Here is a 15,322-nt window from a genome sequence, read left to right as displayed (position 1 = left end):
GCCCCCGGGCCACCGCTTTGAACTCCGGGGGACCCCGGGCGGCGGCGTGTTCACCGGGCGGCGCGTTCACCACCTGACGCCGGGACGCTGCCGATGTGACGCGCCCGGCGCCCACCGCACGGCAGCGTGCTCCTCCGCATCCGCCCGCACGGTGCTCTGTGCTGTCCCCGTCACCGGCGCCCTGCCCCCACCACCATGGTGTCGCTGAAGCACCCCTCAAGTGGGGTGCGGGCCCCATCGTTCCCGCCGCGCTCCGCTCATAGCGTCTGAGCAGCCGAAACATCGGCGAACAGGCGGAAGGCCGGAGGGGCTACGGAAATGATCAGGCTTGGGCCGCGGGGGCGCGGCAGAGCGACGAGGGACGCGGCGCCGCCGCTCACGCCGACCCCGGACGGCACGGCGTCCCGCACCACCGGCCACGCCCCGGGGCCCGGCCCCTGCCCCGACACTGACACCGGCACCGACGCCGCGTTGACGCTGGAGTCGGTCACCCGCGGCTATCGCCGTGGCGCCAGGACCGTGGCCGCCCTCGACGACGTCAGCGTCACGGTCCGGCGGGGCAGCTTCGTGGCCGTCATGGGGCGCTCCGGCTCCGGCAAGACGACGTTTCTCCAGTGCGCCGCCGGCCTGGACCGGCCCACTTCCGGAACCGTACGCATCGACGGCACCGACCTGTCCCGGATGGGCGAGGCCGCCCTCACCCGGCTCCGCCGTGAGCGCGTCGGCTTCGTCTTCCAGTCGCTCAACCTGGTGCCCTCCCTCTCGGTCGTCGAGAACACCTCGCTGCCGCTGCTGCTGGGCGGCGAGGCTCCGGGCAGTACGGACGTACGGGCGCGAGCGCTGCGCGTCCTGGACGCGGTCGGGCTCGCCGACCGCGCCGACGACTCTCCGCTGCTGCTCTCCGGCGGGCAGCAGCAGCGGGTGGCCATCGCCCGCGCGCTGGTCACCGATCCGGCAGTGATCTTCGCGGACGAGCCCACCGGCGCCCTCGACCCGGTCACCGCCACCGGCGTACTGACCCTGCTGCGCGAAGCGGTCGACCGCGCGGGTCACACGGTGGTGATGGTCACCCACGACCCGGTCGCCGCCTCCTGGACGGACCGGGCGCTGTTCATCGACGCCGGGCGCCTCGTCGGCGTGCTGGACGACCCGGACCCCAACGGCGTCGCGCAGGCCATGCAGCAGCTGGGCGGAGGAGCGCGGACGTGAAGCACGACGCACCGGACTCCACCACACGTACCCGAGGAACCACGCGTACCCGAGGAACCACGCGTACTCGAGAAACCACGCCTACCGGAGGCGCCACGCGCACTCGAAGTACTTCGCGCCCCCGAGGCACAACCCACCCCCTCCGCTTCCTCGCCGCCCGCTCGCTGAAGCTGCACCGCAAGGCGTGGTCCGCGGTGTTCGCGGTGCTGGTGCTCACCTCTCTGGTGCTCGGCGGCTTCTCGCTGGCCGCCCTGTCCGCGGTGACCGGCCACGCGCGGGTGGAGCGCTACGCGGGCGCCGCCGCCGTCGTCACCGGCGACCAGACCACCCGCTACACCGCGAAGGCCCTGGGCGGCGAGACCAGGTCGGCGTCGGCGCAGCTGACGGAACGGGTGCGGGTGCCGCGTTCGGTGCTGCCCAGGATCGCGGCCGTGCCGGGCGTACGGGCCGCCGTGGCGGACGACGCCTTCCCGGTCGCCCTGTCCGCGAAGTCCACGAGCACGCCTGCCGGGACGCACGGCTCCCCAGTCTACGGACATCCCTGGCAGGCCGCCGCCCTCGCCCCCTTCACCCTGCGCGAAGGGCGCGCGCCCACCGGCCCCCGGCAGGTCGTCCTGGACGGCCACCTGGCCGACCGCGCGGGCGTACGCGTCGGCGACGAGGTCACGGTGCAGTCGCTCGGCGCGCCCCGCACGTACGAGGTCTCCGGCATCGCGGCTCCCGAAGGGCGAGGCGACCGCACCGGCCTGGAGCACCAAGGCGCCGTCTTCTTCACCGACCAGCAGGCGCGGCAACTGGCAGGCCACCCGGCGAGCGCCGACGCCATCGGCGTACTCGCCGCTCCCGGAGCGAGCGACGAGCAGATCCTCGCCGGGGTACGGGAAGCGCTGGACGGCGGCCCCAAACCGGCCCGCAGCGTCACCGCCGGGCAGCGCTACAAGGAGGACAACACCGCGCTGCGGGTCCTGACCGGCGACGACCGCGGTGAACCGGAGTTCCTCGACGCGGCCCCCAGCCGCTGGAGCCTGATCCAACTGCTGGCGTCGGTCTCCGTACTCGTCTTGATGATCGCCGTACTCGTGGTGGCCGGCACGGTCGCCCAGGCCGTGCACCAACGCGCCCGCGAAATGGCGCTGCTGCGCGCGGTCGGCGCCACCCCCGGGCAACTGCGCGCGACGGTCGGCCGGGAGATCCGTACGGTCGCCGTGGCTGCCGCCGTGCTCGGCGCGGCCGGCGCGGTACCGGTCTTCGGGCTGCTGCTCCGCCTGCTGCGCAGCCGCGACGCCGTACCGGCCGGGCTCGAACTTCCCACCCCCTGGTGGCTGTACGCGGCACCCCTGGTGACCGCCGGACTGACCGTGCTCGTGGCGTGGATCACCGGCACGCTGGCCTGCCGGCGCACGGCCAGGGTGCACCCCGCGCAGGCGATGGGCGAGGCGCAGGTCGAGCCGGAGCGGCCGGGCCGCGGGCGTACCGTCACCGGTCTGGTGATGCTGTTCCTCGGCGCGGCGTCCGCCGGTACGGCGGTGCTGCAGTTCGGCGAGGTGGCCGCGATGGCTGCCAGCACCGCGGCGGTGACGTTGGTGATCGGCTGCGCGCTGCTCGGCCCCTGGATCGCCCGCGGAGCCCTACGGGTGCTCGGCGCGCCCGCACGACGGCTGGGCGGCCCCGGCGGCTACCTGGCAGCCGCCGCCGCGCACGCCAACTCGCGTCGGCTGGGCGCCGCGATCACGCCGATCGTGCTCATGGTGGCCTTCGTCGCGGTGCAGTTGTCGGGCGGCGCGACCATGGACCGGCAGGCCGGCCGGCAGGGCGAGGACGCCGTACGCGCGGATCTGGCGGTCACGACGGACGGGCCGGGCCTCACGGAGGACACCGTCGCCGGGATCGCGCGGGTGCCGGGGGTGGCGGCCGCGTCCGGGGTGCTGCACAGCTCGGTCGTCCTGGCGCGGAAGGAACTCGGCGACCCCCGGCTGGACCGGCTGCCGGTCCTGGCCGTCGGCCCCGCCGCACTGCCGCGCCTACTGGACCCGGGCCTGATCGAGGGCGACCCGGCGAAACTGGGCCGCGGCACGGTCGCGGTGGGCAAGGACCGGGCACGGTCGCTGGGCATCGGCATCGGGTCCGTCGTCACCCTGCGGTACGGGGACGGCGCGAACGTCCCGCTGCGCGTGGCGGCCGTCTACGAACGCTCGCCGGCCCTGGGCGACTTCCTGTTCGCCACCGAGGAACTGGCACCCCACATGGCCGCACCACTGCACTCCCGCGTCCTGCTGAGCCTCGACCCCGGCGCGCGCTCCGAGGACGTACGGGCCGCAGTCCAGCGGGTACTGGCGGACAGCGCGGTGGGCGCGCGCGTCGGGACGGACCCGGCGGGTGAGCAGCGGGAACCCGAGGACCGGGGCGTCGGCCAGGTGATCACCGTGGTCGCGGTGGCCGTGATCGGCGGCTTCACCGTCATCGCCGTCCTCAGCACCCTCACCCTCATCATGATCGGCCGCCGCCAGGAGATCCTGCTGCTGCGCCTGGTGGGCGCCGGACGACGGCAGGTCCGGCGGATGCTGCGCATCGAGGCGGCCATCGTGGGGCTGGCGGGCCTGGTGGTCGGCGCGGCGGTCGCGGTGATCCCGCTGACCGCGCTCAGCCTGCCTCTGACCGGAGCGCTGCCGTACCTGCCGCCCGCGCAGGCCGGGCTGATCGTGGCGGCGGTGGCGGCGACGGTCGCGGCGGGCACCCTGCTGCCGATGCGGCCCGCACTGCGCAAGCGGCACCCGGCGAGCGTCGGGAAGAAGTGACAGCCCTCCCGCGTCCCCACACCCGGCCCGGCTCCACGCCCGCACCGGCCCCAGCTACACCCCAGCCCCATCCCACCCCCATACCACTCCAGACCCACCCCATATCGCCCCAAAGCTCACCATTTCCCTGGCCCGCGCTTCGGTGACAGCCCCGTCTCACGCATAATCCGAATCTCCACCGGTAACTCCCTCACCGAGAGGTCACTCGCATGACGAACCCCTTCGAAGACCCGGAGGCGCAGTACCACGTCCTGACGAACGACGAGAACCAGCACTCGCTGTGGCCGTCGTTCGCGGAGATCCCGGCCGGCTGGCAGAGCGTCTTCGGCCCGGAGGGCCGGCAGGCGTGCCTGGACTACGTCGAGGAGCACTGGACCGACATGCGGCCCCGCAGCCTGGCGGAGGCCATGGCCGACTGAGCACGCCCCGCCCATACGAAGAGCACCCGCCCCGGTCCCGGAACGGGTGCTCTTCGTTTCTCCCGGGGCCACCACACCGGCGCCCCGCCGCTGCGACGTCCGCCCCCCGCCCCTACACCGCCATCAGACCGACATCAGCCGCAGCGCGAAGGCCGTGAACCCCACCGCCAGTGCTCCTGCACACACCCGCTGCCCCCGCGAAACCCCCGTCCACGGCATCTCCAGCCGCCTCGCCACCCGGGTGACGAGGATGAGCGTGACGGCGAAGAGCGGCAGCCACGGCAGCCGGGTCGCCATCCAGGCCGCGAAGTCCGGCGCGGTGGTCAGGCCCTCCACCGTCGTACCGAGGAACGAGGCCGGTACGGCGACGGCGAGCATGGCGCTCTGGTGCCAGCACAGGATCGTCATCGCGGACCGGTTGACGGCCGTGACCGGCGCCCACAGCGCGGGCCGCCGCAGCAGGGCCGCGATCCTGTCGCGCAGCAGGACCGCCGCGCCCGACTGCGCCGCGGCCAGGGCGATCACCAGTAGCGACGGCGGGTGGGAGTTCGTACGGTCCTGGCCGGGGACGCCGACCATGCTCGCCGGGTAGTGGAAGACCAGGAGCAGCAGCGCGAAGAGCGCCGTGCCGCCGGCGAGGAGCAGCCAGGCGCCGCGCCGGCCGAGCCGCTTCTCGCCCCAGGAGACCCCCAGTTGGTAGCCGAACAGCCAGCCCGGGAGCAGGCTGATCAGGGTGGCCCAGTACGGGACCGAGTCGGCGTACGGGCCGTAGCGCAGGAAGTCCATGACGGCGACGACCGCCGCCAACGGTGCCGCCGCCCAGCCCCCGAGCCGCCGGGAGGCCGCCATGCAGTACGGCGTCAGCGCGGTCACCACCGCGTACACGAGCACGAACCACAGGGGTTGGACGACCAGCGTCGCGGCCGTGTGCAGCGTCGTGACGGGCACCCCGGCCGCGTACAGGACGGCGGCGAGCACTGCCCAGACTGCGGTGACGCCGACGGCCGGCCTTAACAGCCGGGCCAGTCGGCCGCGCAGCCAGTCGCCCGGCGTCGTGCCCCGTTCGGCGGCGCGCCGGAAGGACAGGACGGAGGCGTAGCCGCCGACGAGGAAGAAGATGCCCAGCATCTGGAGCACCCAGGTGATCGGCGCCAGCGGGGCGAACGAGGACAGCGGACTGGCGTTGTGCAGCGCGCTGTCGGCGTCGCGGACCAACCCGCCGATGAGCCAGTGACCGGTCGGTACGGCCAGTAGCGCCAGCGCCCGCAGTCCGTCTATGGCCCGGTCGCGGTGGACGGTCGGGTGGCCGTCGGCCGGGCTCGACCGCAAAGGCTTACGGAGGATACGGCTGTCATAGGGGACACGGCCGTCACGGGGGCGGGGCCGTAACGGCCCACCGGGGCGCGACCGTTCGTCCAGGCTCATACTCCGGCACCCGACCTGTCCGTGGGACGCGGCATGGCAGCATTCCTCTCCTCGCACGCGGCCGGCCCGTGGGCTTGCCACGAGCCGGCCGGAAGTCCGTCATGAAGGCGATCGCCGATCGCCTCTCATGCTGGTGCGAGGAGCCCGTGAACACAGTCGGGCCAGGGCCCGGATCGAGGTGGGGCAAACCTCACCGCGCCTCCGGGGGTCAACACCCCGCCGAGCCGGAGCCGTAACGGGGCACGCCGCGGGCAGGGTCCGTCAGGCCGTAGCGCAGGCACGCCGCGCGCGGGCTCTTTGTTCGTATCATCTGCCGTATGACCGCCAAGACTCCGGAACCCGCTCCCTGGGGCGACCTGCGCGCCTCGCACTCCGACCGGGAGGCCGTGGTGGAACGGCTGCGGGAGGCGGCGGCCGAGGGACGTGTCGACCTCGCGGAGCTCGACACCCGACTGGAACAGGCGCTGACCGCCAAGACCTTCGCCGACCTGGCGCCGCTCACCGCCGACCTGCCGCGCTCCGTGTCCGTGGCCGACCCGGGCGAACCCCTGGTCCTCAAGGGCGGCTTCCACGGCGCGGCCCGCGTCGGACGCTGGGAAGTGCCCGCGCACATCACCGCGCACGGCGGCATGGGCGGCGTCCGGCTCGACTTCACCCGTACCGGATGCCGGCTGCCCGAGGTCGAGGTGGAGGTGTACGGCGAGATGGCGGGCGTGACCGTCGTCATTCCCGAGGGCTGGGCCGCGAACACCGACGGCGTCGCGCCCGGCCTCGGCACCCTCAGGGACAAGACCACCCCGGAGCGCCTCCCGGACACCCCGCTGATCCGGCTCACCGGCTCCGTCGGCATGGCCGGTGTGGTCGTCCGCCATCCCAACGGCCGCGAACGCCGCCAGATGAAGCGCGAGGGGAAGAAGTAGCCCGGCGGGCCCGGCGTCGCGCCATCCCGCGGCATCGGTTCCGTCCCGCCTCGTCGGGCCCTGCTCCGCGCCCTCCCACGCCATTTCGTGGGAACTCACGTGAACCGGCCCGGCCGTTTTCACGTATCCGCCGACCTCGGCAAAGAAAGCCCACGAAACGCAATCAGCGCCCGCTCCGGTGTTCTGCACGCCACCTCGTTCATCTCAGCTAACGTGAACTTCCGGCCTTCCGTGGCCTTCTCCGGTCTTCCACGGCCTTCTGTGCCCTTCAGTCGTCTTCTGCGCCCTTCCGCGGCCCGCGGCGGCCTTCTCCGGGCGGCCCGGCCAATTGCGCCGTACCCGAACCGCCCGATCGTCCCCGCGTTCCGAGGTGTTCCGGTAACTCCGGCCGAATGGTTGACGTGATTCCCCTGTGGTGAAGGCCTGTGGCAAACATGTACGTTGAACCACGTGGGACCCCGGCTGCGCTGTTGCGGCCACGGTTGCGGTACAGGAGGCGGCGTGAGTACGGAACGGACGGGGCGCGGCCTTGCCGAGAAGCTCAACCACCTCTTCCGGACCGTCCGGCGCGGGGACGGCCAGGAGTACAGCAACGAGCATGTGGCGGCCGCGATCCGCCGCACCGGAGTCACCGTCTCCCAGAGCTACATCTGGCAACTCCGCAAGGAACGCAAGTCCAATCCCACGCTCAAGCACCTTCAGGCCCTGGCTGATTTCTTCGGAGTGCCCGCCGCGTACTTCTTCGACGAGGCGGTGACCAGCCGGGTCACCCGGCAACTGGACGAACTGGCGGCCGAACGCAAACGCCGGGAAGCCGCGGGCCACAGCCACGAGGTGAAACTGATGGCCCTGCGCGCCGGCGAATTGTCGGCGGAGGGCCGCAAACAGGTCATGGACCTTCTCGACGTCGTCTACCGACTCGAACAGGCCGAGCGCCGCGCCCCGGCACAAGACGGCCTGTAGGGACGGGCGTCTGTCGGGACAGGCCTTTGCAGAGGCGATGTCTGTAGGGACCGACAGCTTGTAGGGCTCGCCGAGGCTGTAGGAACAGACGGCGCGTCTGCTCGCCACCCGGCCATGCGTCGCGGCGGCACGCTGAGCCACCCACCGGCGCGTCCACGCCTCCACTCATACGGCCACTCGTACGGTCATGCGTGCGTCCGAGCCGCCGGTAGGCCATCGGCTCCGGCGTGTCGTCGGGAAGGGCCGTCGCGCCCACCGGCGCCCGACGGCGGAAGAAGAGCGCCCCCGGCAGGACTCGAACCTGCGGCCAAGTGCTTAGAAGGCACCTGCTCTATCCACTGAGCTACGGGGGCCAGGTGGTGGGCGTGGATCACGGGCCGCCGACAAGGATAGGGCTCCGTGTGCCTCGTCCCGGTTGCTTCACCTCCGTGGCACGTTGTGGAGGTTCGGTGAAGCGGTCCCGATAATCGCAGGCAGGTACGAATTCTGCATCGCTTTTGGCGCCTCACGCGTCGGGTGTTGTGCACTCGTTATGCCTGAGTCCCTCTGATCGCGACTGCCTCACGCGTCGCTGATCCCGTTCTGTACGGGTTTACGCGGCGCGCACAGAGGGCTATACGCTTCAAAAACCTGCCAAAATTGGGCATTCTGCACGTGTGGCAACCTTGGACGTACAACCCCGGCTCCTTGACGTTCTGTCCGCGCTGCGCGACCGCGTCGACGCCGCGCGCTTCCCGCTGCCACTGCCCGGCGCCGCCCGCGCCCGGCGCACCCGGTCCGAGTTGCTGGACCAGCTCGACGACTATGTGATGCCCCGGCTGCGCGCTCCTCAGGCCCCCCTCCTCGCCGTCATCGGCGGCTCCACCGGGGCCGGCAAGTCCACCCTGGTCAATTCGCTGGTGGGCCGGCGCGTCAGCGAGGCCGGTGTGCTGCGGCCGACGACGCGTACGCCGGTGCTCGTGTGCCACCCCGACGATCACCACTGGTTCGCCGGGCGGCGCGTGCTGCCGCAGTTCACCCGCGTCTGGGTGCCCGAGCAGGACGGCCCGGAGGCCCTGGACGCGTACGACGACGCCTGTGAACGCGAGCGCGCGTACGAGAGCGAGGGTGACGGGGACGGCGGGGGCGACGCGAAGAGCGCGGCGGGCGTGGCCCCCCTGCGCGTCGAGACGGAACCGGCGCTCCCCAGCGGGCTGGCGCTCCTGGACGCCCCGGACATCGACTCGCTCGTCGCGCGCAACCGGGAGCTGGCCGCCGAGCTGATCTGCGCGGCCGACGTATGGGTGCTGGTCACCACCGCCGCCCGGTACGCGGACGCGGTGCCGTGGCACCTGCTGCGTACGGCCAAGGAGTACGACGTCACCCTCGTCACCGTGCTGGACCGGGTGCCGCACCAGATCGCCACCGACATCTCGGCCCGGTACGCGGCACTGCTGACCCGCGCCGGGCTCGGTGACGTACCCCGCTTCACCATCCCCGAACTGCCCGAGTCGGCCGGCGGCGGCACCGGGCTGCTGCCCGCCACCGCGGTGGCGGCACTGCGGCGCTGGCTGGAACGGCACGCGCAGGACGCCGAGGTACGGAACGCGGCGGCGGCCCGCACCACCGCCGGAATCCTGGCCTCGCTGCACTCCCGCATGCCGGCCCTCGCCGGGGCCTGCGCCTCCCAGCACGCCGCCGCACTGCGGCTGGCCGACCAGGTGGAGCAGGCCTACGGGGAAGCCGCGGCGCGGGTGCGGCGGGAGGTCGAACAGGGCGAGGTGCTGTCCGGCGACGCCCGGGCCCACTGGCGGGACCACGAACTCGGCGGCCGCCCCGACGAACTGCTGGACGCGCTCACCCACGGACTCACCTCCCTGTTGCGCTGCGCGGTGGAACAGGCTGACGAGCGGGCCGCCGAGGCATGGCGCCGGGACCCCGCCGCGGCGGACGCCGCCCCCCTGACGGAAGCGACGGACGCGGCGGCCTCGGCCGCCCGACTGGGCGTGGTCGTACGGCGCTGGCGGCGCTGCCTGGAGGAGCTGGCGGAGGAGGGCGTACGGGAAGCGCGCGCGGCGCGTGGCGGACGCGCGGCGCGCGGGGCACGGGCCCAAGAGCGCGCGAAGGCCGCGGCCGACCCGGAGGAGGCGGCGGCGCTGCTGGCCACCACGCTGCTGGGCGGGCGCCGGGCCCGTACGGCGGGCGAGGCCCTCGCCGGACTGATGGGGGCACAGGCCGCGGTACGGCTGCGCGACCGGGGCGGCCGGCTGCTCGACACGTACCTGCAGCGCGCGCTGGACGGCGAACGGGAGCGGCGCCTGGCGCCGCTGGAGTCGCTGGGAGTGCGGCCGGACCACCAGGCCGCGCTGATCGCCGCGCTGTCGCTACTGCAGAAGGAGAAGGTGACGCGGTGACTGCTCCTGTGGGAAGTCCGGACGAGGGCCGGGGCCGGGATCGAGACCGGGACGGGGATCGGGATCAGGATCAGGATTGGGGCGAGGGCCAGGACCGGGATCGGGACCGGTCCGAGGATGAAGGCGCGGAGGCTCGGACACCCTCGCAGCCGGGCTGTCCTCCGCAGCCGGGCCCGGACCCACAACACGCGGCCCCGGAAGCGTCCCGCCCCGCCGCCCCCGCCCCGGTCGACGTGCCCGTCTCCTGGAACGACGGGCTGATCGCGCGTCGCGCGAAGGACGGCGCCGACGCGAGGCCCGCCGCAGAACGACGGCAGGCCCGCGTACGGGAAGCGGCGGAGTCTCGCGGGAGCGACAGGGCCGGGTGGCGTGAGTGGCCCGAGTGGCTGGAGTGGGAGGACCGGGACCGGCCCCCGGCCCAGGACGGGCCCGCGAACGCGGCAGAAGACCGGCAAGACAGGCACGCGGACGGAGATGGACGTGGGCACGGTCCCGGTCCGGGGACCGGATACGGGAACGCCTGGCAGGACGAGGACGAGTGGTACCGGCAGCGTGAATGGCAGGAGTGGGAGGAGGAGGGCGAGAACGAGCTCGAAGCCGTACTGGCCGTACTCCAGGAGCCCGGCGAACCCGTACAGGAGCCTCGGACCCGCGTCCCCGAAGCGGCGCCGATCGAGTTCGCGGGCGCGTCGCCCAGGCCACGGCGCTCGGCCGGAGAGCGGCTGCGGCCGCGGCTGGACGCCCTGCGGGAACTGGTCGGGCTGTCCCGGACGCGGCTGGACGGGACCACGCTGGCCGAGGCGGGGCGGGTGCTCGACGCGGCGGACGAGCGGTACCGGCTGTCCGGGGAACACACCGTCGTCGCCGTCGCGGGAGCCACGGGCAGCGGAAAGTCGTCGCTGTTCAACGCGCTCGCGGGGGCGGACCGCTCGGACGTGGGGGCGCGCCGCCCGACGACCGCGGAGCCGGTGGCCTGCGTGTGGTCCGGCGGGCTGCCGGGCGCCGACGGGCTGCTGGACCGGCTGGGAGTACCGGCGCGCCGCAGACACACACCCGCCGGCGGCTCGGCCGTACTTCCAGGGCTCGTCCTTCTGGACCTGCCGGACCACGACTCGGCGGCGGCGGGGCACCGCGAGCAGGTGGACCGGATGCTGAAGCTGGTGGACGCGGTGATCTGGGTGGTCGACCCGGAGAAGTACGCGGACGCCGTGCTGCACGAAAGGTATCTGCGCCCGCTGGCTGGCCATGCCGAGGTCACGTTCGTCGTGCTCAATCAGGTGGACCGGCTGCCGGGGGAGGCCGCCGTCCAGGTCGTCGACGATCTGCGGCGGCTGCTGGACGAGGACGGGCTGGCCCTCGGTGAGCACGGCGAGCCGGGTGCGGCGGTGCTGGCGCTGTCGGCGGCCACGGGGGAGGGGGTCGGGGAACTGAAGGAGGCGCTGCGGCAGTTCGTCGCGGAGCGCGGTGCGGCGGACCGGCGGCTGGCCGCCGACGTGGACGCGGCGGCAGGGCGGCTGTGGCCGGTGTATGTGGCGGACGGGCGGTACGGGCTGACGGAACCGTCCCGCGAGGAGTTCGAGGACTGGCTCGCCGAGGCGGTCGGTGCCGGGGCGATGGGGAGCGCGGCGGAGCGGGACTGGCTGCGGCACGGGGAGCGGGCGTGCGGCACTCCGTGGCTGCGCCTGCGGCTGCGCAGGCGACGGCGTACGGAGGCGGCGCGCGGACGGTCCGGGCGGACGAGCCCGGGACGTACGGGGGCGTCGCGGCTGTGGCACCGGGACGCGTACACGGAGCCGGACGCCGGTTCGCAGGCGGGCGGTGACGACGCGTACGACACGGTGAGCGGGTGGGTGCCGGTGGACGGGCGGGCGACGGCGCGGCCGTTGGTCGAGCAGGCCGTACGGGCCGTGGCGGCGGAGGCGTCGGAGGGCCTTCCTGCGCCCTGGTCGCAGGCAGTGCGCGAGGCGGCGGTACGGGGAGCCGAGGAGTTGCCGGAGGCGCTGGACCGGGCGGCCGCGGTGTCGGAGAGCGCGTTGCGCGCCGGGCCGCAGGTACGGCCGCGGTGGTGGACGGCGGTCGGCGTGGCGCAGGGGGTGCTGACGGCGTTGCAGGTGACGGGGCTGCTGTGGCTGCTGGCCGTGGCGGTGGGCGCGGCGGAGGCGGCGGAGTGGCTGTCGGCGCTGCTGGTGACGGCCATCGGGACGACGGGCGGTCCGGCCCTGTCGTGGGTGTGCGGGATGGCGGGGCGCGGTGCGGCCAGGCGGTACGGCCAGGAAGCGGAGCGCGGGCTGCGGTCGGCGGCCGCGGGCTGCGGGCGCGCTGCGGTGCTGGAACCGGTCGCCGCCGAGCTGCTGCGTTATCGGGAGGTGCGGGAGCAGTACGCGGTGGCGGCGGGGCTCTGAGCCGGCGGACCGGGCGGCAGTGGGCTGGGCGGCGGCGGACCGGGCGGCAGTGGGCTCGGCGGCAGCGGGCCGGGTTGGGGAAACCCCCGTCAGGGTGACGGAGTTGTCCACAACCCGGTGGTAACGCACAGGCTCCGGCGGGCTCCGGCGAACCCGTGCAGCATGGGTTCCACGCAGGCCCGGGACCGGGCCGAGGGGCCCGCCGGGGGCCCGCGACGGGGGAGGGCGATGACGATGTACGAAACGATGGTGACGCTGGTGGGGAACGCCGCGACGGCGGTGGAGCACCGGCAGACGACGACGGGTGCTTCGACGGTGCGGTTCCGTCTGGCGACGTCCACGCGGCGCTGGGACAAGGAGCGCGGCTGCTGGGCCGACGGGGACCCGAGCTTCTACACCGTCCGCGCGTGGCGGGCGCTCGCGGACCACGTCGCCGCTTCGGTCTCGCGCGGCGAACCACTCGTCGTGCACGGCCGGATGCGGGTGTGGGAGCGGGAACTGCCCGAGGAGAAGGGCGGACAGCGGCGGGTGTCGGTCGAAGTGGACGCCGTCGCGGTCGGACACGACCTGTCGCGCGGCACCTCCGCCTTCCGCCGGATCACCCGGGTACGTACGGAGCTGACGCAGCCGGCCGGGCAACCGGGCGCGGCCGAAGCGCCCCGAGGGCCCGGCGCCCCGGCCCCGGAGCCATCGGAATCCGGGGCGCCGAAAGCACCAGCACACGATCCGACGGCCGCCCCTGACTGGTCGTCTCCACCGGGCGAGGACGAACGCGGCGACCCTCGCTCACCGGCCGCCGGCCCCCGAGAGGAGACGGCCATTGCCGCACTCTGAAACCTGGACCGGCGCTTCGTGGGGCGTTCCGGGATGCGCCCTCCGACGTACCGTCCGCGACCCCGATGTGCCATAAGCCTGAGAAGCGGTCAGTGCCCGGAAAGTCCCGGTGATTTGTCGATATTGCCAGGTCAAGAGGGGTGTAGTCGGTAACGATTGCGGATCGGATCTCTTATGGGACGGTATTACGGGGGGCCCTGTTGCGCCCGATCTCTAGGATCCGTCGGGTACTCACGAGTACTCACGGGGGCTGATGTATTCGGCTGTTGAGTTCTTTGGGTTCATTCCGGCGAGGCATCTCCCCTATCGATCCCGCCTCGCCCAGAGGGGAAATTCATGATTTCTGTGAAGAGGCGGGGCGCAGCCCGCCTTGCCGCCGCGGTCCTGGCGTCGGGCCTGGTCGCGGCGGGTGCGATAACCACCGCGGGTCCCGCCGCGGCTGATGACGCGACGCCCGCCCACGGGGGCGCCAGCGCCACGCTCGGCGGTCTGAAGACCTACGGCCAGGCGGTGCTGCACGCGGGCGGGCACGACCAGCAGATCGGTGCCGGGCTCTTCGAGATGACCGTCGAGGGCGGCGGCACCCTCCAGACGTACTGCATCGACATCAGCACGCCGACGCAGCAGCAGGCGAAGTACCAGGAGGTGCCCTGGAGCGCGTCCTCGCTGCACAACAACCAGGACGCCGGCAAGATCCGCTGGATCCTGCAGAACTCCTACCCGCAGGTGAACGACCTGGCCTCGCTCGCCAAGAAGGCCGGCGCCGGGAGCCTGACCGAGAAGACCGCTGCCGCCGGTACCCAGGTCGCGATCTGGCGCTTCTCCGACCACGTCAAGGTCGACGCCGTCGACCCCGCGGCCGAGAAGCTCGCCGACTACCTGGCGAAGAGCGCGGAGAGCCTCACCGAGCCCGAGGCGTCGCTCAAGCTGGACCCGCCGGCCGTCTCCGGCAAGTCCGGCAGCAAGCTGGGCCCCGTCACGGTCCACACCAACGCCAACAGCGTGACCGTCTCCCCGGCCGCCGGTGCCCCCGCCGGTGTGCAGGTGGTCGGCGCGGACGGCAAGCCCGTCACCAAGGCGACCAACGGCACCAAGCTCTTCTTCGACGTGCCCGCGGGCGCGAAGGACGGCGCCACCTCGCTGACCGCCCAGGCCGCCACGAAGGTCTCGGTCGGCCGGGCCTTCACCGGCAGCGTCGGCCGCGTCAAGAGCCAGACCATGATCCTGGCCGGCTCCAGCGAGTCCACCGCGACCGCGACCGCCACCGCGTCCTGGAAGAAGCAGGGCGCCGCCCCGGCGGTCACCGCCGAGAAGAACTGCTCCAAGGGCGGCGTGGACGTCACGGCCACCAACAAGGGCGACGCGGCGTTCCGCTTCCAGCTCTCCGGCAAGGAGCACGTGATCGCGCCGGGCAAGTCCGAGACGATCACCGTCCCGGTCGGCGAGGACCAGGCGTACGAGATCACGATCAAGGGTGAGGGCGGCTTCACGAAGACCTTCACCGGTGTCCTCGACTGCAAGACCGCCGGCACCGGAACCGGCAAGCCCTCCCCGCAGCCCAGCCCGGCCACGGCCGGCGGCACCAGCTCCGGCAGCACCGGCGGCGGCGCGGGCGGCGACCTGGCCGAGACCGGCTCCAGCAACGCCACCCCGGTGATCGCGGGCGTCGCGGTCGCGCTGGTCGTCGTCGGCGGCGGCGCGGTCTTCTTCCTCCGTAAGAAGAAGGCGGGCGTCACCCAGTAACCGAGGAGCGGACGTCCTCCGGGCCCGGGGTGTGCGAACACCCGGGGCCCGGGGTGACGGAGCGCGACGCGATCCCCTCCGCCGCGTGACCCGGCGCACCCGCCCACCACGCGGCGGCGCGGCTCCGCCCGCTCCGTGACCGTACGCACCACACCCGCCGCCCTCCGTGGCCGAGCCGAGACCGCTCCTCGGCCTCGGAGGGCGGCGGCGTTCCCGGCG

The 15,322-nt window shown here is 73.4% G+C and carries 10 protein-coding genes and 1 tRNA gene; 9 read left to right on the top strand and 2 right to left on the bottom strand.

The features are described from left to right. The first annotated feature begins 318 nt into the window (after positions 1–318). From ACFV57_RS35930 to ACFV57_RS35920, 3 genes are all read left to right on the top strand, one after another. The gene (locus ACFV57_RS35930; RefSeq protein ID WP_385241103.1) at positions 319–1,209 is read left to right on the top strand and encodes an ABC transporter ATP-binding protein; all 891 of its coding nucleotides are present in this window, start codon (positions 319–321) and stop codon (positions 1,207–1,209) included. 194 nt (positions 1,210–1,403) lie between these two features. Then, positions 1,404–4,004 carry an ABC transporter permease gene (locus ACFV57_RS35925; protein ID WP_385241099.1) on the top strand — a complete coding sequence of 867 codons (2,601 nt, stop codon included), beginning with the start codon at positions 1,404–1,406 and terminating at the stop codon, positions 4,002–4,004. Between the two features lie 209 nt (positions 4,005–4,213). Beyond that, positions 4,214–4,423, top strand: a complete 210-nt coding sequence (locus ACFV57_RS35920; RefSeq protein ID WP_030018958.1) for an MbtH family protein — start codon at positions 4,214–4,216, stop codon at positions 4,421–4,423. Between the two features lie 123 nt (positions 4,424–4,546). Here ACFV57_RS35920 and ACFV57_RS35915 read toward each other — a convergent pair whose 3' ends face one another. Then, a complete protein-coding gene (locus ACFV57_RS35915; RefSeq protein WP_385241096.1) occupies positions 4,547–5,848 on the bottom strand; it encodes an acyltransferase family protein in 1,302 nt (433 codons plus the stop codon). Positions 5,849–6,165: 317 nt separating this feature from the next. Here ACFV57_RS35915 and ACFV57_RS35910 point away from each other — a divergent pair, with 317 nt between their 5' ends. Both ACFV57_RS35910 and ACFV57_RS35905 read left to right on the top strand, forming a co-directional pair. Beyond that, entirely contained in the window at positions 6,166–6,768 is a 603-nt protein-coding gene (locus ACFV57_RS35910; RefSeq protein WP_385241093.1) for a DUF1707 domain-containing protein, read from the top strand. A 501-nt stretch (positions 6,769–7,269) separates the two neighbouring features. Continuing rightward, positions 7,270–7,731, top strand: a complete 462-nt coding sequence (locus ACFV57_RS35905; protein WP_385241090.1) for a helix-turn-helix domain-containing protein — start codon at positions 7,270–7,272, stop codon at positions 7,729–7,731. Between the two features lie 280 nt (positions 7,732–8,011). Here the strand turns inward: ACFV57_RS35905 and ACFV57_RS35900 are convergent. Continuing rightward, a tRNA-Arg gene (locus tag ACFV57_RS35900) sits at positions 8,012–8,084 on the bottom strand. 312 nt (positions 8,085–8,396) lie between these two features. On the opposite strand from ACFV57_RS35900, the gene ACFV57_RS35895 reads away from it, so the two are divergent. From ACFV57_RS35895 to ACFV57_RS35880, 4 genes are all read left to right on the top strand, one after another. Further along, positions 8,397–10,124 (top strand): dynamin family protein, encoded by a 1,728-nt coding sequence (locus ACFV57_RS35895; RefSeq protein WP_385241129.1) that lies wholly within the window; start codon positions 8,397–8,399, stop codon positions 10,122–10,124. A gap of 233 nt (positions 10,125–10,357) precedes the next feature. Further along, positions 10,358–12,526 carry a GTPase gene (locus tag ACFV57_RS35890; protein ID WP_385241087.1) on the top strand — a complete coding sequence of 723 codons (2,169 nt, stop codon included), beginning with the start codon at positions 10,358–10,360 and terminating at the stop codon, positions 12,524–12,526. Positions 12,527–12,760: 234 nt separating this feature from the next. Next, positions 12,761–13,360: a single-stranded DNA-binding protein gene (locus tag ACFV57_RS35885; protein WP_385241126.1), complete on the top strand. Its 600-nt coding sequence runs from the start codon at positions 12,761–12,763 to the stop codon at positions 13,358–13,360. 336 nt (positions 13,361–13,696) lie between these two features. Continuing rightward, positions 13,697–15,103 carry a Cys-Gln thioester bond-forming surface protein gene (locus ACFV57_RS35880; protein WP_385241084.1) on the top strand — a complete coding sequence of 469 codons (1,407 nt, stop codon included), beginning with the start codon at positions 13,697–13,699 and terminating at the stop codon, positions 15,101–15,103. Positions 15,104–15,322: the final 219 nt, after the last annotated feature.

The sequence above is a fragment of the Streptomyces sp. NPDC059788 genome (assembly GCF_042732265.1).
GTDB lineage: Bacteria > Actinomycetota > Actinomycetes > Streptomycetales > Streptomycetaceae > Streptomyces.
Note: the sequence above shows the minus strand (reverse complement) of the source record. Positions and strands in the feature narration are given on the sequence as shown.